The following is a 19,250-nucleotide window of genomic DNA, read 5'->3' as shown; positions in this document are numbered from 1 at the left end:
AGCGACCTCAAGCGTCTCATTCGGATAAATTATGTACGTAATGTTATGCAAGCGGAGCCTCGCTCGCAACCAGCTTCTTGAGCGAGTCACCTGCTGCTACAGAAGCACTTCGTTGACGTCTTCGCATTTTTTAATGATATCGATCATCAAAACCGGCGCAATCCTCGCTCGCCTCTGGGCGGACGATGTCGCAAAAGTCCGGGATATGGGAGACGAAACGCTTGATTCATCCACCAAATCGAGAGGGAGACTTCGCATGTCACGTCTTAGGCGCTGGTTCGTATGCCTCGAAAAGGCGGCCGCGTATCAGAAATCGGACGATCATCATATCTTGGCATCTTTCACGGGAAGCGTGGATACGACGGCGTATCCTGAGGAGCCCGAAACGCCGGCCCGTTTCATTCGCGAGATCACCGAGCGCTGTAACCGCCACGGAAAAGTTGGCTCACTTTGACCCGTTGCTCGCTTTTTCGACGAAACACCGGAACCTTTCGCGAGAAATTTAGATTGCGATCATAATCAATAATTGTTATAGGAGCCGTAGCTAACCGAAGTGTGAGGCAGCGGATGAGAGTATCGAAAGCGCAAGCGGCTGAGAACAGAGCCCGTGTCGTCGAAGTAGCGAGCGAACTGTTCAGAAGGCGCGGTTTCGACGGCGTAGGCCTCAAGGAGGTCATGGAGAATGCAGGCCTCACGCAGGGGGGCTTCTACAAGCAGTTCGAGTCGAAGGGCGAGCTGATCGCGGAAGCGTGCGACCGGGCTATGGAAACGACCGCCAGGCAGTTGACCGACGTGGCATCCGCGGCGCCTGAAGACTCGTTCGGTGCCCTGATCGATTTCTATCTCAGCACCGAGCATCGTGACGCCGTCGGCCAAGGTTGCCCCGTCGCGGCGCTTGGCTCCGACGTCGGGCGCGCGGACGACGCCGTCAAGGCGGCGTTCGAGGCCGGAGTGAAGGCCCGTATCGCCGTAATCGAAGACCTCATTGCGGAGTCCAAAGGCGCTCGTTCGCGCGAAACATCGATGGCGGTCATGTCGACGATGGTTGGAGCGTTGCTCCTCTCTCGGACGATGGACGACGCTGACCTATCGAGGAAATTCCTGGATTCGGCCGCCGACGAGATCCGGCGCGTGGTCGGACGCGGTTAGAAAGTGGCTCCTCTTCGAGGGGCGTTAGATGGAATTGAAGCGAGGTCTCAATGACGCGTAACGGAAAAGTAGCCCTGGTGACTGGGGCGTCGAGCGGGATAGGCAAAGCCTCCACGGCGGCGCTTCGGGACGCGGGCTTCCACGTGTTCGGCACGAGCCGTCGGCCTTCCGCTCAATCGGGAGACGCGCCCGCGATGTTGAGCTGCGATGTGACGGACGACGCCTCGGTTGCGGAATGCGTGCGCTCCGTGATCGGCCAAGCAGGTAGGCTCGACGTCCTCGTGAACAATGCCGGCCATGGGCTCACCGCGGGTGCCGAGGAATCCACCCTGAATCAGACGAAGGCCTTGTTCGACGTGAATTTCTTCGGCGTCGTCCGTATGACGAATGCCGCCCTGCCCTTCATGCGCGAGCAGAACGGCGGCCGCATCATCAATGTGAGCTCGGTGCTCGGATTCATACCGTCGCCGTACTCGGCGCTATACTCCGCCACCAAGCATGCGTTGGAAGGCTATTCCGAGTCGCTCGACCACGAACTCCGCCCATTCGGAATTCGTGTCTCCTTGCTTGAACCGGCATATACCCGCACTTCGTTCGAAGAAAACACCTCCCGGCCCGACCGGCCGCTGCAGGTCTACGAGGCCGCTCGGCAGAATAGTCTCGCGAAGACGCGCGAGATCATGAAGACTGCGGAAGGCCCGGGCGAGGTCGGGCGCATGGTGGTGGAGGCGGCCACGGCGGCGGTCCCGCGCCGGCGATATGCATGCGGAAAGGAGGCAAGGAAGATCAGCCTGCTGCGCAGGTTCGTGCCGCCCTCTCTTTTCGACCGCAGCCTGCGCAAGCAATTCGGCTTGCCCGACATTCCTTGAGCCAACGGTCGCTTCGCGCGACGGACGAAGGACGACCTCGCAAAGCCCGGACTGCCATGTGCTTTCCGGACTCTTCATCGCTCCTCCTATCGGTCGGAGACATGTGCGGGACGCAATGCCGGTTATCGTCCCTCGCGCCGGACCAGGCGCCGACGATTTCGTGCACTGGCGGATCGATCACTGCATCGACTGCCTGGGGATGTAGGCGGTCCGCCGGCGGCGCGCGCATGATGCGCGCCGCTTCGTCGGCACCCTACGGAGAGCGACTCAAGCCGCCATTTCGAGAATCGAGACGACGTCCTTGGCCGACTTGATCGGCTGAGGATTTGCTCTCGTGAAGATGCTCAACATCGCGTTCTCGGCGATAAGATTGAATTGCTCACGGTTCACGCCGACGTCCGACAGCCGGCGCGGCAGGTCGAGTCGATCGATGAGGCGCGCGAACGCGTCGCTGGCTGCGAGTTCGGGAGAACGGAGCGCGTCGGCGATCTGAGCCTGCGCGTCGCCCGTCGCCGGAGCGTTGTACTTCAGAACGCTCGGCATCATCACCGCCGTGCAGAAATAGTGAGGAACGTTGCAGGTTCCGCCGAGAACGTGGCCGATACCGTGACTTGCCCCCATGCGCACCCTCGACGAAAGACCGTATGCGGACAACCACGATCCGAATTGGCCCGTACGGCGCGCTTCTATGCTGTCCGGGTCGGCCTTGATGGCGAGCAATCCGTCGTGAAGGAACCGCAGTCCCCGCAGACAGACGCCATCGACGAGTGGATTGCCGAACGGCGAACAAATCGCTTCGATCCCGTGATCCATCGCACGGGTACCCGAACCGAGCCAGAGCGTGAGAGGAGTGTGTCTGGCGAGGTGCGGGTCGAGGATGACCGAGATCGGAGCCATCATCGGATGCGCGAATATCTGCTTCAGCTTGCGCCGCGTGTCGGTCACCAGCGTCCCGGCGTTGTACTCTCCGCCCGAAAGGGTGCTGGGGACGGAGATCATGCGCACCTTCGGCGTGCGGAACGGTCCCATCCGCGGTCCTTGCGGAGTAGCGACGACCTCGTACCCATCCAGACCAGATTCTTCGCGGATCTCGTGCTCCATGCACATGATGACGATCTTGCCGGCATCGATGACAGACCCTCCGCCGACGGCGACCAGAAGATCGGCGCGTGCCTCCAAGGCTCGCGACGCAGCCTGCACTGCCTGTTCCCGCGTGGTGTGCTCGGCTACCCCGTCGAACTCGCCGGCATAACGCGCACCCAGCGCGCTCCTTATCTTTTCGATCTCGTCGGTAGTGGTTTTCAAAGTGCGGCTGACGATGAGATATACGCGGCGTGCGTCCAGGCGCTCGGCCTCCTCGAGGATCGCCGTCGCTGCCGGTTTCCCGTAGATCACACGATCCATCGGTATGAATTGATGGAAACCTTCCTCGCGCATGTCGCCCTCCATGAATGATAGCTACTGGGCTTTGTGCCCTTCGGAGGGACGTTGCTATGGATGCAGAAGGTTCTCCATCGACGTTTTCTAAACGCCCGCTTCAGCGGAGCTGATCGGCGACGCGGACGACCATCTGACTCCGGCTGGAGACGAAGGCTTGCGCCTGCGCGAGCAACCATTCACGGAAGAAGCTTATCTTTTCGGACATGACTGTCGGCCGATATACTAGGTAGTAGCCGAAGGCGCATTCCGCTTGTGTATCTGAGAGTCTCGTCAAGCTTCCCTGAGCCAGCTCGTCGGCCACCAACGCGCCTCGACCGAGAGCGACGCCTCGCCCGGCGGCTGCCGCCTGGAGCAGAAGATTGGCGTCGCTAAACGACATGCCTCTTACGGGGTGATCGGTCGGCACCCCGATGTGCCTGAACCAAATGGACCACGGAAGCTTCTCGTCCCGAAGCAGCAATGCGTTTCGTATCTCCGGAGGTCGTTCTAAGATCGCTCCGATATCCAATCCAGGGCTCGCTACCGGGAACAGTACCTCGTCGAAGAGCTTTTCGGACCGGAGGCCGGGCCAAGTTCCGGCGCCGAACCGAAGCGCGATGTCGACGTCGTCGCCTTCGAAGCTTGCCAACGCCGATTCCGCCTTCAAGCGGATTTCTGCGGCGCGGCCGGAAGGATCGAAAGTTGGGAGCCGCGGCAACAGCCAGCGGGACGCGAAGGCTGGGAGCAAGCCGATGGTCAGTACGTCCGGCTGCCGCCCTGGCAAGATCGAATCCAGCCCGCCGGCGATCTCCTTCAAAGCGGGCGAGACCCTACCGAACAGACTTCTTCCCTTTGCGGTCAGCACCATCTCGTGCCCCACTCTTTCGAATAGCCGGACCCCGAGGGTGTCTTCCAGCGTCTTGATGCGCTGGCTGACCGCCCCCGGCGTGACGTGGAGCTTGGAGGCGGCGAGCGTGAAGCTGCCGTGCCTGCCGGCCATCTCGAAGAAGCGCAGCGTTTCGAGCGATGGAAGGATCCTGTTCATGATATCTATAATACCGCTCGTATCATGGACCGTCGGCCGACGGCGCTTGAAACAGATAGCGTTCCGGATTGGAACTGGCAATCTTTGATCGGATGGGCTCCCTAACGCCCCTAGCGGCGAGACGGCACGGGGCATTCGAGCTGGCTCTTGCGATATGGTCGGACGTACCGGGACGAGGCTGTGGATGACCAGATCGAAGAAAAGCAGGATCGAGAATGCCGAGTATTCGGTGGCCCGCACGCTGTCGATGATCGGAGACCGGTGGTCGCTGTTGATTTTACGCGAAGCCTAATATGGCAGAGCGGCCTATGTCGAATAACCGCCCACCGACGCCAACTGAGACACTAAAAGGCCCCAGCGTCTTGATAGCTCACGATTTGCTCCCGCCAATCGAAGGCGGCTCAGCGCTCCAGCTTTACGGACCTTCCTCGCTATTGCGGATCTGTGGAGATTGATGGAAGGGCAGCACCTTCTGGTCCTCGGATATCCATCCCGGTCCACTTACCGTAACTGGTGCAAGCAGGCGGCTAAGCACGGCGCTTTCAAGCTTGACATGAACGTTCTCACGCGCATCAGCAGTATTCAGTATCCACCAAGCGCTGGCGATGCTCTTTCCCCAAGGACAGCTCGGCGTTGCGACCACCGCCGGATTAGTGGCATCATCACTCGTACTCCACCAAGCGAAGCGGCGCCTTTTCCTTATGGCGCTCGTAAGCCGCAATCGCCTGGTTCGACAGCAGCAGAGGACTCACGACTCCCTGCCCGATTTGGTACGCGACATACTTCCCGATAAATTCAAACGCTTCTTGCGGGTCGCGCAAGCGGCCAACCCCCGCCAGATAATCCAGCGCGATCTTTACAGATTGCTCGTGCAGGGATTCCGTTGACTGGCTCAGGCTGCCAACTCCTCGCGAACTGCGGCGGCTGAGTTGCCGACCTTGTCGACCGTCTTCTGCAGCTTGTCTTTATCCACGCCGAGCTCCTTGGTCCAATACTTGACTTCATGCGCCTCGTGCATGTTGATCCTGCTGCGATCGGGCTGCCCCTGTTCTTCAGATCGTCCATGGCATCCTCCAGTGTTTGATGCCTAAAGGAACGCATTTCTGACTTTCTTGTTCCGGCGCGGCCAGTATGGCGGCCGCCGCAGTAGGTCGGGAAGTCGAGCTACCTTTTGCTATTCGCCGCGCCTCGTCGCGTACTGATGCCGGCCTTCTAAAGGGACGAGGTGTCTTTTTGCCGCCGCTTGATCTGCACGCGCATGCGCGCGACTCAGCCCTTACGTGAGTCCCATTGCAACACGCTGGCCACGGCGAATGAACTTTGGGTTGAATGGCGGGTTGAGAAGTATGCCCAAGCGGACACGGACATCGGCCCCTACTCGAAGACCTGTCCGCTAATGAGGCCAAAGGTGCGTGCGTATCCCCATCAAGGCCACGGCCCGCGAGCCGATCAACAGGCCGGATACATATCAGAGACTTCCGCTATCCACGCAAACTTTCACTTGCGATCAGCAGCCGGTCCATACATTTGCGCCAAAAGCAGACGTAGCGTCTCAGTCTTGAGCCATCAAAATCCGGCGAACTGGCTCACATATTTGACGGTCTGGAATTCCTGTAGCCCTTCAATGCCGCCTTCCGAGCCGATACCGCTATCCTTGTAACCACCGAATGGCGTCTCCGGCAGCGAGGCCTGCCAGTGATTGACGATGACATTGCCACTCTGGATAGCCTCGGAGATCGCTAACGCATTGCGCATGTCGTTGGTCATCACATACGAGGCGAGACCGAACGGCAAACGGTTAGCGAGGCGGATGGCATCGTCCATGGTCCGGAACGGCGCGGTTGCTGCGAGCGGGCCGAACGGCTCGACATTCGAGGCCATGCAGTCGTCATCGACATGGGACAGCACGGTCGGGCGATAGAAGAAGCCCTGACTGCCACAGCGTTCACCGCCGGCGGACACAGCGATGTTGCGTGAGCGCGCGTCATCGACGAAACGCTCCATGCTCTCGATGCGGCGCGCATGCGCGAGCGGACCCATCTTGGTCGTCGCCATGAAACCGTCGCCAACGGTGATGGCATTGGCGAGCTCGGCAAGTTTGACGGTGAAGCGATCGTGGATCGATTCATGTACGAAGAAGCGCGTTGGCGAGGTACAGACCTGGCCGGAATTACGGAACTTGGCCTGCACGGCGGAGATCGCAGCGGCTTCCGGATCGACATCGCCAAAGATCACGACCGGCGCGTGGCCGCCGAGCTCCAACGTCATTTTCTTCATGGTCTGCACAGCCAGCGCACCGAGCTGCTTGCCGACCTCGGTTGACCCCGTGAAGGTCAGGCCGCGGGTGACCGGCGACGAGAGCAGCTTCCGCGAAATCAGAGCGGGATCGCCAAACACCACATTGAGCACGCCCGCAGGCAGACCGGCGTCTTCCAGCGCGGCGGCGATGGCGAGCGCCGTGGCTGGCGTTTCCTCGGCCGGCTTGATGATGACCGAACAGCCGGCCGCCAGCGCGCCCGAGATCTTGCGTGCCGGCGTGATGGCCGGTGCATTCCACGGCGCGAAAGCGGCGATGGGGCCCAGCGGCTCGCGGATCGCGATCTGCTGGATCGCGCGGCTGCGCGACGGGATCACGCGCCCATAGGCCCGACGGCCCTCCTCCGCATTCCACGAAAAAATGCCGGCGGCGGTGTCCAACTCGACGCGCGACTCCGCAATCGGCTTGCCGAGTTCGAGCGTGATCAGGTTGGCGATCGCCTCCTTGCGCTCCACGATCAGCGCCGCAGCGCGCTGTAAGATAGTTCCGCGATCGACCGCCGACACCTTGCGCCACAGCTCGAAGCCACGCGCCGACGACATCAGCGCCTCATCGAGATCGGCCGCGCTCGCATGCGGCAACTCGCCGAGCACGCTGCCGGTAGCCGGATTGAGCACCGGCTCGCTCGCGCGGCCCTCGCCGCGTCGCCACTTGCCATCGATGAAGAGTGTGAGCGCGGGATAGTCGATCATTGCAAAATTCTCCGGAAGCAAAACGGGCACGGCGACGCCGTGCCCGTGAGTTGGGGCAGGTTTGTTGACGCCCAGCTCTTACCTGGCTGCGCTGACCAGCGGGCAGTAGCCGTCCTTGAGCGGCCGGAACGCCTTGTCACCGGGAACGGTGTCGAGAATCTTGTAGTAGTCCCACGGATACTTGGATTCCTTGGGATCCTTGACCTGCAGCAGATACATGTCGCGGATCACGCGGCCATCCTCGCGGATCGAGGCATTGGTCGTGTAGAAATCGTTGATCGGCAGTTTCTTCATCGCTGGCACAACTACAGAGCCGACATCGCTCTTGGTTGCTTCGACAGCCTTGAGATAATGCGTGACGGCGCCATAGACCGCGGCCTGCAGGCTGCCCGGCGCCTTGCCATTGAAGCGCGCCATGAAACGCTTGCTCCACTCGCGGGTCTTGTCGTTAGCATCCCAATAGAAGCTGTCGGCGAAGATCAGATCCTTGGCGCTGGCAAGGCCGAGCGCATGGATATCGGGCAGATTGACCAGCAATGCGGCCATGCTCTGGCCACCCGATGTGAGACCGAATTCGTTGGCCTGCTTCAATGCCGTCATCATATCCGAACCGGCATTGGCGAGGCCGACAACTTGCGCCTTCGAGGCTTGCGCCTGCAGCAGGAAGGATGAGAAGTCCGACGAATTCAGCGGATGCTTGCTCGAGCCCAGCACCTTGCCACCATTGGCGAGGACGACCTTGGAGGCCTCCGCCTCCAGCGCCTGACCGAAACTGTAATCCGCGGTCAGGAAGTACCAGGTCTTTAGGCCCTTCTGCACCAGCGGCGCGGTGGCGACATTCGCAAGGGCGTAGTTGTCATAAGCCCAGTGCACGCCGTTCGGCGAACAGGCCTTGCCGGTGAGATCAGGCGTGCCGGGACCAGTGGCCAGGAACACCTTGTCCTTCTCGCGCGACAGCTGCTGCACGGCAAGCGCCACGCCCGACGACACCACTTCAGTGATCGTGTCGACGCCTTCGGTGTCGTACCACTTGCGCGCCAGCGCGAGACCGATATCGGCCTTGTTCTGGTGGTCCGCCGAGATCACCTCGACTAGCATGCCGGCGACCTTCCCACCGAAATCCTCCACCGCCATCTTCGCGGCCAAAACCGAGCCGGCGCCGACATTGTCAGCATAAGGACCGGACATGTCGGTGAGCACGCCGATCTTGACGGTGCCGTTGGAGATTTCAGCAGACGCAGACGTGACGAATGACAGCATCGCAGCCGTCACGAGCAGCTTGTTGATCTTCACGCGTTTCCCCTCTCGAGTTTATTGTCAGGCTTGGTTCACTTGATCTGGTCGAGCACCGGCAGCAGATAGCTGAGGAATTTTTCGGGATCCTCGCTCATTGGGAAATGGCCGAGGCCCTTCATGATGGTGACGTGGCTGCTCTTGACGCTATTGGCGACGGCCATCGTCTCTTCTGGCGTGCAGGAATAGTCGTATTCGCCGGACAGCAGGAACAGCGGGCATTTCGACGTGTCGATCTGCGCCACGCGTGCGCGGATATCGCCGTCGAGCTTGTAGAAATACAGGTCGCCCTTGAACACGCCGGGGCCGCCCTGCATGTAGTGCCACAGCGTCTCCCAGCGATCCGCATCCGGCGCATCCGGTCCGACCAGGCCAGACACGATGGCGGCGCAGACTTCGCCGCCATGCACATCCGGGCGGTGCAGGAAGTTGAGATCGTAATAGGGATCGACATGCGCGCCGGCCTGCAGGCCGATGATGGCGCGGAAGCGCTCCGGATGTTCGAGCGCGAGATGCAGCACGATGCGGCCACCGATCGAGCAACCCATCACGATGGGCTTGTCGAGATCGAGCGCGGCCGACACCGCGAGGATCATCTCGGTATATTGCGCCGAGGTGAGCTGATATTCCTCATTGTGCCAGCCCACCGGCGGCGACGACTTGCCGTGCCAGGGCATGTCGAAAGCGATGACGCGATGCCTTGCTGTGACGCGCTCGTCATTCATCAGAGCGCGATATTGGCGGCCATCGGCACCTGCGGTGTGCAGGCACAAGAGCGGCGTGCCCTTGCCGGCTTCCTCGACATAGATGCGATGCTTGCGACCGAACAGTTCGAGATGCATGTAGCGGCCGACGGTGTTTTCAAAACGGGCGGTCATGCGGCGGCTCCTGCGCGCAGTTTCACCAGCGCTTCCTTGAAGTAACGCAGATTGGCCATGAAGACCTGCAGATTGCCTTCGGCCGTCAGGGTGCGACGCTTGATCAGCGCCATCAGATCGTGCGAGCCAGGCTGCGGCCTCGCGCTCCAGAACCTGTTCCATTCGTCGTCGGATGCGCGCAGCGCGAACGACCATGAGGGCATCACGAACGGGCCTTTGGTGACCGAGACGACCTTGCCTTCTGCGATGGCGATCAGCCATGCAGTCGCGCCGACTTCGAGCAGGAAGGTGGTGGTGAGGAAGCGCCCGCGCTTCACCAGCATCTCGTCCGCATTGACCTTGTTTTTCAGGTCTTCAATCATGTTGTCTCCCTTCAGGCGAGCGCGACCAGCGCGTCCACGGCGACGACGCCCTCGCCCACCCGATTGATAATCAGCGGATTGATTTCGGCATCCACCACGACCGCACTTTCATTCACCGCAAGCTGCGACATCGCCACGATTGCCTGAGTGAGCGCTTCCATATCGCCGTGTGGCTTGTTGCGGAACCCCTGAAAGACACGGCTGATTGACAGCTCCGCGATCATGCCCCGCGCCGTGTCGAGCGTGACCGGTGCGAGGCGGATGCTGCGATCGCGATAAATCTCGGTGTATATGCCGCCGGCCGCGAGCAAGACCAACGGGCCTGCTTCGGGATCAACGCGATAGCCGAGCAGCATCTCGCCAAGACCGGAGATCATCGGCTGCACCAGCACTTGCGATACGTTCACGCCCGGCCGGCGCGTGCGGACATTGTCGGCAATCTTGCGCATCGCCGCCTTGAGTTGAGACTCATCGGCGACATTGAGCACGACACCGCCGACTTCGGTCTTGTGGGCGACCTCCGCCGACAGCAGCTTCACCGCAACCGGATAGGCGAACGGTAATGCGATCGACGCGGCGTCGATATCGAGGGCCACGGCGGGTGCATGCGGTACGCCGATCGTCTCGAACAAGCTGTACGCCGCCATTTCGTCGAGCTGTCTCGTGGCGACAGCCTTGGTGCCATGCAGCGGCTTCGCCAGCGCCGTCGGCTGCCGGCGCAACAAGGCGGCCGCGACCGCATCGGCGCAGGACTCCGGCGTGCGAAAATTCGGCACGCCCGCCGCAGTTAGCATACGCAGGGCGTCGGGCGCCTCCGGCACCACGAAGATCACCAGCGGTTTCACCGACGCTGCGCTGTCGATCACCGGCTTCACGGCAAGCTCCGGTTGGAATCGCGCGGACGACCCCGTCACGGCGACCACCACATCGAATTCCGGCGCCGACAGCATGGTATCGAGCGCAGCCTTCATCACGTCATAGCGCGTACCGGCCAAAGTCAGATCGGTGATGCGCTCGTGATTGGCCTTGACACCGGCTTGCCCGAGACGCGCGAAAGTCTCGTCGCTCGGTTTCACCACGTCGATGCCGCGCATCGAGAGTTCATCAACCACCATTGCCGCGCCGCCGCCAGTCGTCGTCACCACGCCGACGCGCTTGCTGAGCACTGCGGCCGGACGCGCTGGCATCCGTTGCAGCAGCGGCAGGCTTTCCAGCAGGGTCTCGAAATTGAATACGCGCGCGATGCCGCAGTCGGCGAGGAACACCGCGGCGATATCGTCCTCGCCGGCCAGCGCGCCGGTATGCGAGAGCGCGAGTTCGGCAGCAGCGGCGGAACGTCCGAGCTTGTAGGCGACTACCGGCTTGCCACGTTTGGCAGCGGCGAGCGCAAAGCTGCGCAGATCCTGCGCGTGGCGAATGCTTTCGAGGAACAGCATGTAGCCGGTCACGTCGGGATCATCGAGCGTCGCCGAGCAGACCTCACCGAGGCTAAGATCGATCTCGTTGCCCACCGAGACAAGGCCGGCAAAGCCGACATTGCGGCTCTTGCCGCGCGAGATGAGACCACCAAGCAGGCTGCCGCTATGCGACGCCACGAAGATGCCGCCAGCCGGCAGGTCAGGCTCGGCAAAGGCCGCATTGGCAGTGATGATGGTCTTGTGACGCAGATTGATAGCACCGAGGCTCGACGGGCCGAGAATGCGCAGACCAGTGTCGGCGCAGATCTTCTGCAGGCGCGCAACGAGCTTCTGGCCTTCCTCGCCACCTTCCGAAAAGCCCGAGGCAAGAATGGTGGCCACGGGCACACCCAGCCGCGCGCATTCGGCGGCGGCATCCACAGCGTCTTCGGTCGGCGTCAGGATAAAGGCGTGATCCGGCACCGCCGGAAGTTCGGCGAGCGACGGCCACGCGGTCTCACCGAGGACTGTGCTGCGGCGCGGATTGATCGGATAAATCGTACCTTGATAGCCGGCGCGCCGCAGATATTGCAGCGGCCGCGCCGATGTCTTCGACACGTCGTCGGACGCACCGACAAGCGCGATGCTGCGCGGCGCCAGCAGCGCCTGTCCGAGCGATGGCTTGGTCGTGTTAGCTTGCACGTGCAGCCTGTCCACGCTGGTCGAAACGGCGGTCGAACACGTCTTCCGCGATCCGGTTCTTGAGAATTTCCGTCGAGCCGCCGGCAATCATCCAGCCGCGGGTGCGACGCATGCAATATTCGGCGAGAGATTCCTGACTGTAGCCGAGACCGCCCATCACCTGCATCGCTTCATTGGCGACCTCGAAACCGGCCTGATTGCAGGCAAGCTTGGCGATCGCGGTTTGATAAGGCGACGGCAGGCCTTCGGTGACACTGGCAGCGCGATAGAGCAGCATCTGCGCGGATTCCAGCTTCAGCGCCATGTCGGCGAACTTCCACTGCAAGCCCTGAAACTCGCAGAGCGGGCGACCGAACTGCTTGCGGATCAGTGCATGCTCGCGTGCGAGATTGAAGGCGTAGCGGCCGAGGGCGAGCGAGCGCGACGAATTGCCGAGACGCTCCACGTTGAAGCCGGCGATCTGCCTCTTGAAGCCGCCGACGCCGAGCAGCACGTTGCGCGCGGGAATGCGGCAGTTCTCGAAATAGAGCTGGCTCCACTGCTCGCCGCTCATGAACGGCGTTGGCTTGCCGATGGTGAAGCCGGGCGTGTCGCGCTCGACGATCACCGAGCCGATGCCGTTCACGCCTTTTCCGAAGCGCACATAGACGAGATAGATCGCCGCATCCGGACTGTGGGTGCCGAATACCTTGCTGCCATTGATGACGAAGTCGTCACCGTCCTGCGTCGCCGTTGTCTTGAGTTCGGTCACCGCCGAGCCGGCATCGGGCTCGCTCATGCCGAGGCTGATGCAGATATTGCCAGCCAGAAGATCAGGCAGCCAGCGCGCCTTCTGCTCGGGCGTCGCATATTCGACAAAGGTGCGGATCGGGCCGAAATTACCAGCCTGCACCACGTCGGCGCTGCGCGGGCACACCGAAGCGATTTGCTCAATGGCGATCACGCTGTCGAACAGCGTGCCGCCCTGGCCGCCGTCAGCCGGATCGAACGAGATGCCCATCAACCCCTGCTTGGCGAGCATCTGCGCGACCTCGCGGGGGAAATGCGGATCATGCGCACGCTCCAGCGCACCGTCCTTCAGGTTCGCCTCGGCGAAGCGACGCACGGAATCTGCGAATGCCTGCTGCTCTTCGTTCAGTTCGAAATTCATCTGTCTGGCGCACCTGCTGGAATGTGTCCCTTGTTTCCCAGCCGGGGCTTTGACCAGCAACTGCAGATCGGTTATATGGTCATTACCTATTGTAATGTACAGAACGCGAGCCTGCGCGTGATCCCTCCGCTCAATCCGCTGCATGTGTTCGATGTGGCGGCCCGCCATCTCAGTTTTACGCGCGCCGCGGCGGAGCTGCGCGTGACGCAACCGGCCATCTCGCGGCAGATCAACACGCTGGAGGGCTTTCTCGCCGTCCGGCTATTCGAGCGCGATAAACATGGTCTGCGGCTGACATCGGAGGGCGAGGAATTCCAGCGCCAGATCGCGCCGGCGTTCCGCATCATCGCCAATGCCACCGCGAGCCTTACGGCCACCGGCAAGGCGGAGCCGCTGAAAATCCGAGTCTACACGACCTTCGCCGCAAAATGGCTGATTCCGCGGCTGCCGTCCTTCTATGTGGCCTATCCGCACATCAAGCTGAACATCAGCAATGTTGTCGCCCCTATCGACTTCGAGAAGGACAAGGTCGATCTCGCAGTGCAATTCGGCGACGGCAACTGGCCGGGGGTCGAGACCGAATTGTTGTTCAGGGACGTGATCCAGCCGGTCTGCAGCCCGAAGCTCTTAAAGCGCACGCGGATCGTCGAGCTCGACGATCTCAGCAAGGCGCAATTACTGCATTCGCACTATCGCCGTGCCGACTGGCCGGACTGGCTGATGGCGGTGAAACGGCCGGATCTGCTGACCGATGCCGGCATCAGTTTTCCGAGCTCGGTGCTGACCTATCAGGCCGCCGTCGAGGGCGTCGGCGTTGCAGCCGGTCAACTCTTTTTGCTACGCAATGAGATCCGGGACGGAACGCTGGTGCCGCTGTTCAACGCGCCGTTCGAACGCCCGCTGGCGCATTATGTGGCGTGGCCGAAGAACCGCCAACTCGGCCGCAAGGCCCGCAGCTTCAAACATTGGCTAAAGGCGCAGATTGCGGAGTTCCTGGCTCAACCAAACTGAGGAATGTCGGCTCCACGCCGAGATGTCTGCTTCGCATCAGAAGCGGTCGATCACAAATATCAACCGCCCGGGCATTGCGCGAGAACTAGCGAAGCCGCAGCCACGATCGGTTGCCGCGATCAGGCAGAACGCGTGCCAGACCCCACGCAAAAAATCTTGGAAAAGACCTCCGAGCAGGTCGTTCAAAACGGCTTTCTCGGCGTATAAAAATGGCGCCAGACTTCCCAACGATTCCAACGCCATGACTAAACCGGGCCATTCTTAAAGCGAAAACGCCTGAATCGAGTCGTTCTTAAAGAGGAAATCGAGTCGTTCTTAAAATGCGGTCTGATGTGATATCAAGCACTTAGCCGAGTCGTTCTTTCGTTGTCCATACAGTGTTTTAGAACCAGTCTGTGAGGGTCTGCTTTTTGCAGCCAATCCATTCGGTACGCGTTCTGTCCTCTGAAGCGTTTGTTGATCGTCCGCATGAGCCGAGCCTTAAGCCCGGTGAGACAGTCGTCGTCGATGGCGGAACACTTTGGCGATCTTAATTCCGGGGGGATTTTCGTCAGTAGAGGGTTGGGTCGACATGCCAAGACTTCGCGCCCGCAATCTCGCGGGCGGTCAAGATGAACCGGACCGTCACTTCCAAGTAGCCATACGCTAGCGCAGCATCATTGATTGCCCGGCTCCAGACTTGTTTCTGGTTCTGAAATCGTATCCCGGAGTCTCCCGGCGCATCCAGGACGATGATCGCGCGCTTGATCACGGCGTTCAAGGCAGCGTGCAGTTACTGCGGGGCATGCCGCACCCATTGCGTATTGCCGGCTCTGTGGCACGATAAAGCGAATTTCAGCAGTCGGTTTGTGTGCAAATGATCTTTGAACCAATTCGATTGATGCCTGAGGCGCCCGGGCAAACCCCGGCGAAGAACCGCACGATCTTTTCTCTCCTGGCGGCGATTAGATGGGTCCAGCGTTACGTTGACAGCGAAGCCAAGACAACGCCGCGGTGGACGAAGCTGATCGCTGTTCTTGATGAGGCGACTGTCGGGAAAATTGAGCCGCCCGACGTTCGAACCGCGCTCCATGTCGCTTTGATGGCTGAAGGATGGGCGATGCCGGACGAGCTTGAGCAACCAGATATATTCACGTCTGGCCGAGCGGATTCCCCGTAACATCAGCCGGGGTCCACAGGTAGCGGCGCCACCTTCAAGTGGACGCCGGTATCTGTCATAGTGCAGGCTTTACTGCTCGGAGAACGCTCATGTTGTTCCCTGTCGGTAGTCGATGGCTCGCAGCGATTCTTGCGCTGACATTTTGCACCAACGCGAGCGCCGGCGATGTGCTCTTCGAAAATGTTCGAATCTTCGACGGGAGAAGCGCCACTCTTTCCGCTCCGTCGAATGTGCTGATCAAGGGCAACCTCATCGAGCGTATTTCCACGGCACCGATAGCAGCCGCAGACGCTCAGCGTGTTGCAGGAAACGGGCATACGCTGATGCCTGGCCTGATCGACAATCATTGGCACGCGATGTTGATACGGGTGACGCCGGCACAAGCTTTCGGTGACGTCGGCTACAACAATCTGCTGGCCGGCAACGAAGCGACTGACACTCTCATGCGCGGCTTCACAACCGTTCGCGATGTTGGCGGGCCGGTGTTCGGCCTCAAGCGTGCCATCGACGAGGGCATCGTCAAGGGCCCGCGCATCTATCCGTCCGGCGCCATGATCACTATCACGAGCGGGCATGGGGATTTCCGGCAGCTGACTGACCTGCCACGCACGATCGGCGGCATGCTCACCCGCATGGAGCAAGTCGGTGGCGCGATCGTCGCCGACAGCCCTGACGAGGTGCGCGTGCGCTCGCGGGAGCAACTCATGCAGGGCGCCTCCCAGGTCAAGTTGACGGCGGGCGGCGGCGTGTCATCACCTTTCAGTCCGGTCGACGTAACCACTTTCACCGAGACCGAACTACGCGCCGCCGTTGAAGCAGCCGAGAACTGGGGCACATATGTCGCAGCGCACGCCTTTACTCCGGCGGCGATCCAGAGAGCCGTTGCCGCTGGCGTGAAGTGTATCGAACACGGCATGCTGATGGACGAGGCAACCGCCAGGCTGCTTGCCGAGAAGGACATCTGGTTGAGCTTACAGCCCCTCCCCGAGGACCTGAGGCTGGGCTTTCCGGTGGGGTCAGTCCAGCGGGCCAAGGCGGATGAGGTCTGGCCCGGCATAGCCAGGTCCTACGAGTTTGCAAGGAAGTACAAGATCAAGACGGCGTGGGGCACCGACGTGCTGTTCTCGCGCGCGCTGGCGCAGCAACAGGGCGCAATTCTGGCCTCACTCACGCGCTGGTACACGCCCGCCGAAGCGCTGGTCATGGCGACATCGACAAACGCCGAACTGCTGGCGCTGTCCGGCAAGCGCAATCCCTATCCCGGCAAGCTCGGCGTCGTGGAACAGGGCGCGCTCGCGGATTTACTGCTTGTCGACGGCAATCCGCTGGACAACATCAACCTGATTGCCGATCCCGCGAATAATTTCAAAATCATCATGAAAGACGGCGTCATCTACAAGAACACTTTGAGCAAGTGAGTCTATGCGCAACCTCCTCTTTTTGATCGCGATAATGATCGGCATCGCATCGCCTGTCCGTGCTGCGGATGATGTCGCGGCGGCGCAGAAGATCATCAGCTCCCAAGCCGATGCGCTGGCGCGCGACGATGCTGTGACTGCCTATGGGTTCGCGGCCCCCGGCATCCAGAGCATTTTCACCGATCCCGACAGCTTCATGGACATGGTGCGCAACGCCTATGCACCCATCTATCGCCATCGCAGCTTCGAATTCACCGAGAGCAATACGTCCGGTGGCACCATCGAGCAGAAAGTCCATATCGTCGATGCCGATGGCGTGCCGTGGGATGCGCTCTACACGCTGGAGCCGCAGCCGGATGGCACCCTGAAGATCAGCGGCTGCATGCTGCTGAAAGTCGGCCAGGCTGTGTGACACCTCACAGCGGCATTCACATTCGCACCTCACATCATCTATAATAGGTCCTGCACGTCTCTCGTCCTACGGTTGCTTCCCGGGTGAATTTGTTGCGGTACCTGTCCCTCAGCACACTGTCTCCCATTGTCCTGGGCAGCCTGTTGGCGTGCGGGGTGTCGACCATCGCGATGACTGACACGCGTCGCCTATCCCTGATGCCCGATCCGCGCGGCGAGTTCATTCGGCTCTGCGCGCCCTTCATGGTGTCGCGCTATGCGCATCCCGAGGCGATCTGTGACTGCGTCCGCACCGCGCTGATCAGCGAGATCGGCGATCGCGATATTCTCGACGCGATCCTGTACGGGGTCACCGAGCGCGGCGTCCCCACGCTGAACGAGAACTGGCTGCCGCCGGACAAACGAAGCTTGATCCCGCGGACCATGACGGCGATTGCCGAGCCGACGCTGGACTGCATGTTCGGTAGCGGCCCGGCCAAACGCGCGCTCGAAAACGTACCGATCGATGGATTTCCGGCGATGCCGCCGGTGCAGGATCTGACGCCTTAGGCGACCGATGCGCCCGAGGAGAAAATCAACCTGCGGCGCGCCCGCAGCATCAGCGCCGTGATAATGGTGACATTGAGTGCATTCCAGGCGAGCCCATTCATGAACGCTGCCGCGTAGGAGCCCGTGGCGTCGAAAATGACGCCGGACATCCAGCCGCCAAGTGACATGCCACCCACCGTGCCCAATATGACAATGCCGACACGCGTAGCCGCCTGCGATGCGGGCATCGCCTCGCGGATGATGATGGCATAGGCCGGCACTAGACCGCCCTGGAACAGGCCGAACATCGCCGAGATGATGTAAAGCGAGGCCAGGCTGTCGAAGAACAGATAGAACAGCAGTGCGAATCCCTGCAGCAATGAGCCAATCAGCAGTGTGCGAATGCCACCAATACGATCGGCCAGAAAACCCGAGCCAACACGGCTGACAATCCCGCAGGCCAGCATCAGCGACAACATCTCGGCGCCGCGCGTCACGCCGTAGCCGAGATCTCCGCAATAAGCGACGATATGGACCTGCGGCATCGCCATGGCGACACAGCAACCAATGCCGGCCACAAAGAGAAGCGTCGTCAGCGTGTTGTTGCTGAGCTGGAGATCGACCTTGGGCGGCGGCGCATTGACGTGACTACGTCGTGTAACCGTGCCCATCTGCGCACGCAGAACCGCGAGCATCAGGAGCATCAGGACGGTTGTAACGACCCCGACACTGATATGCGTCGAGCGCCAGCCAAAAGTCAGAATGCCCCAGCTGACAATGGGCGGCCAGAGCGTGCCGCCGATATAGCTACCGGTTGCAGCGACAGTCACCGCGATGCCGCGCCGGCGTTCGAACCAGTGCGACGCCTCCGCCATCAGCGGCCCGAAGGTTGCCGACGATCCTGCCCCGATCACCACGTGAATAAGATTGAACTGCCACAGCGCCGTGGACTGCGACGCGAGAAGATAACCGGCCCCCATCAGCATCGTCGCAAGCGCAATCGTGGCCACGATGCCGAACCGGTCCGTCAGCCTGCCGGCGACCACGCCGCCGAGACCGAAACCGACCATGGTCAGGGTAAAGGCCAGCGACGCCGCGCCGCGGCTGGCCGCGAAATCGGCCTGCACGGCCGGGAGCGCCACTACCACCGACCACATGCCGACTGACCCGAGCGAGCCGATGATCAATGCAAGCGACAGCCTGATCCAGGCCTGACGGGAGTCAGGCAGGAACGGCGTCGAATCTGAAATGGGGGTCGCGATGGTCACGGCGGCAACATCCTCGGCGTGTGCCCACGGGTCAAGCGATATGCTGAAGGATTAGGCATGCAGAAACAGTGCAACAGACCGTTTCGGCCAAAACTGGCTCCGGGCTTGTGGCAAAGCCGCTCAGTAACGCCTCGTTAACCCTTTGCTAACCATACACACGGCAAAAATTGCCGAGTGGAGTC

General features: G+C 61.1%; 19 protein-coding genes and 1 pseudogene. 9 read left to right on the top strand and 11 right to left on the bottom strand.

The genetic code is table 11. From position 1 onward, the window contains the following. The first annotated feature begins 133 nt into the window (after positions 1-133). From SFY93_RS12755 to SFY93_RS12745, 3 genes are all read left to right on the top strand, one after another. The gene (locus tag SFY93_RS12755) at positions 134-454 is read left to right on the top strand and encodes a hypothetical protein (protein WP_320447364.1); all 321 of its coding nucleotides are present in this window, start codon (positions 134-136) and stop codon (positions 452-454) included. A 113-nt stretch (positions 455-567) separates the two neighbouring features. Continuing rightward, positions 568-1,149, top strand: a complete 582-nt coding sequence (locus tag SFY93_RS12750; RefSeq protein WP_320447363.1) for a TetR/AcrR family transcriptional regulator — start codon at positions 568-570, stop codon at positions 1,147-1,149. A 50-nt stretch (positions 1,150-1,199) separates the two neighbouring features. Further along, a complete protein-coding gene (locus SFY93_RS12745) occupies positions 1,200-2,018 on the top strand; it encodes an oxidoreductase (protein WP_320447362.1) in 819 nt (272 codons plus the stop codon). A 267-nt stretch (positions 2,019-2,285) separates the two neighbouring features. Here the strand turns inward: SFY93_RS12745 and SFY93_RS12740 are convergent, their stop codons facing one another. Beyond that, a complete protein-coding gene (locus tag SFY93_RS12740; RefSeq protein WP_320447361.1) occupies positions 2,286-3,455 on the bottom strand; it encodes an iron-containing alcohol dehydrogenase in 1,170 nt (389 codons plus the stop codon). A 100-nt stretch (positions 3,456-3,555) separates the two neighbouring features. Continuing rightward, entirely contained in the window at positions 3,556-4,482 is a 927-nt protein-coding gene (locus tag SFY93_RS12735) for a LysR substrate-binding domain-containing protein (RefSeq protein WP_320447360.1), read from the bottom strand. Between the two features lie 346 nt (positions 4,483-4,828). Between SFY93_RS12735 and SFY93_RS12730 the strand changes: the two are divergent. Then, positions 4,829-5,120, top strand: a pseudogene (locus SFY93_RS12730) (hypothetical protein); the annotation flags it as partial. A 254-nt stretch (positions 5,121-5,374) separates the two neighbouring features. Here SFY93_RS12730 and SFY93_RS12725 read toward each other — a convergent pair. The 7 genes from SFY93_RS12725 to SFY93_RS12695 form a co-directional block, all read right to left on the bottom strand. Next, on the bottom strand, positions 5,375-5,500 hold the full coding sequence (locus tag SFY93_RS12725) for a DUF3606 domain-containing protein (RefSeq protein WP_414717118.1): 126 nt from the start codon (positions 5,498-5,500) through the stop codon (positions 5,375-5,377). Positions 5,501-6,048: 548 nt separating this feature from the next. Next, positions 6,049-7,491, bottom strand: coding sequence for an NAD-dependent succinate-semialdehyde dehydrogenase (locus tag SFY93_RS12720; protein WP_320447359.1), 1,443 nt, complete (start codon positions 7,489-7,491; stop codon positions 6,049-6,051). Between the two features lie 78 nt (positions 7,492-7,569). Next, on the bottom strand, positions 7,570-8,751 hold the full coding sequence (locus SFY93_RS12715) for an ABC transporter substrate-binding protein (protein WP_320447753.1): 1,182 nt from the start codon (positions 8,749-8,751) through the stop codon (positions 7,570-7,572). A 68-nt stretch (positions 8,752-8,819) separates the two neighbouring features. Then, complete coding sequence (locus tag SFY93_RS12710) at positions 8,820-9,662, bottom strand: alpha/beta fold hydrolase (RefSeq protein ID WP_320447358.1); 843 nt, start codon at positions 9,660-9,662, stop codon at positions 8,820-8,822. After that, positions 9,659-10,024, bottom strand: a complete 366-nt coding sequence (locus SFY93_RS12705) for a hypothetical protein (RefSeq protein WP_320447357.1) — start codon at positions 10,022-10,024, stop codon at positions 9,659-9,661. The genes SFY93_RS12710 and SFY93_RS12705 overlap by 4 nt, the downstream gene beginning before the upstream one ends. A gap of 11 nt (positions 10,025-10,035) precedes the next feature. Further along, positions 10,036-12,123, bottom strand: coding sequence for an acetate--CoA ligase family protein (locus SFY93_RS12700; RefSeq protein ID WP_320447356.1), 2,088 nt, complete (start codon positions 12,121-12,123; stop codon positions 10,036-10,038). After that, entirely contained in the window at positions 12,113-13,273 is a 1,161-nt protein-coding gene (locus tag SFY93_RS12695; protein WP_320447355.1) for an acyl-CoA dehydrogenase family protein, read from the bottom strand. Before SFY93_RS12695 ends, SFY93_RS12700 begins: the two co-directional genes overlap by 11 nt. Before the next feature lie 30 nt (positions 13,274-13,303). On the opposite strand from SFY93_RS12695, the gene gcvA reads away from it, so the two are divergent. Continuing rightward, positions 13,304-14,284, top strand: a complete 981-nt coding sequence (gene gcvA, locus SFY93_RS12690) for a transcriptional regulator GcvA (RefSeq protein ID WP_320447354.1) — start codon at positions 13,304-13,306, stop codon at positions 14,282-14,284. Between the two features lie 550 nt (positions 14,285-14,834). Here gcvA and SFY93_RS12685 read toward each other — a convergent pair. Beyond that, positions 14,835-15,044: a hypothetical protein gene (locus SFY93_RS12685; RefSeq protein ID WP_320447353.1), complete on the bottom strand. Its 210-nt coding sequence runs from the start codon at positions 15,042-15,044 to the stop codon at positions 14,835-14,837. Between the two features lie 96 nt (positions 15,045-15,140). Here SFY93_RS12685 and SFY93_RS12680 point away from each other — a divergent pair, with 96 nt between their 5' ends. The 4 genes from SFY93_RS12680 (at position 15,141) to SFY93_RS12665 (ending at position 17,821) form a co-directional block, all read left to right on the top strand. Then, on the top strand, positions 15,141-15,443 hold the full coding sequence (locus tag SFY93_RS12680) for a hypothetical protein (RefSeq protein WP_320447352.1): 303 nt from the start codon (positions 15,141-15,143) through the stop codon (positions 15,441-15,443). Between the two features lie 89 nt (positions 15,444-15,532). Continuing rightward, positions 15,533-16,861 carry a metal-dependent hydrolase family protein gene (locus SFY93_RS12675; protein ID WP_320447752.1) on the top strand — a complete coding sequence of 443 codons (1,329 nt, stop codon included), beginning with the start codon at positions 15,533-15,535 and terminating at the stop codon, positions 16,859-16,861. Between the two features lie 4 nt (positions 16,862-16,865). Continuing rightward, positions 16,866-17,273 (top strand): DUF4864 domain-containing protein, encoded by a 408-nt coding sequence (locus tag SFY93_RS12670; RefSeq protein WP_320447351.1) that lies wholly within the window; start codon positions 16,866-16,868, stop codon positions 17,271-17,273. A gap of 170 nt (positions 17,274-17,443) precedes the next feature. Continuing rightward, the gene (locus tag SFY93_RS12665; RefSeq protein ID WP_139285952.1) at positions 17,444-17,821 is read left to right on the top strand and encodes a hypothetical protein; all 378 of its coding nucleotides are present in this window, start codon (positions 17,444-17,446) and stop codon (positions 17,819-17,821) included. Here SFY93_RS12665 and SFY93_RS12660 read toward each other — a convergent pair. Further along, the gene (locus SFY93_RS12660; protein WP_320447751.1) at positions 17,818-19,062 is read right to left on the bottom strand and encodes an MFS transporter; all 1,245 of its coding nucleotides are present in this window, start codon (positions 19,060-19,062) and stop codon (positions 17,818-17,820) included. The genes SFY93_RS12665 and SFY93_RS12660 overlap by 4 nt on opposite strands. Positions 19,063-19,250: the final 188 nt, after the last annotated feature.

Origin of the sequence: Tardiphaga sp. 42S5, from assembly GCF_034044155.1 — a bacterium.
Taxonomy (GTDB): domain Bacteria; phylum Pseudomonadota; class Alphaproteobacteria; order Rhizobiales; family Xanthobacteraceae; genus Tardiphaga; species Tardiphaga robiniae.
The sequence above is the reverse complement of the archived record's forward strand: the minus strand, read 5'-3'. Positions and strand labels throughout refer to the sequence as shown.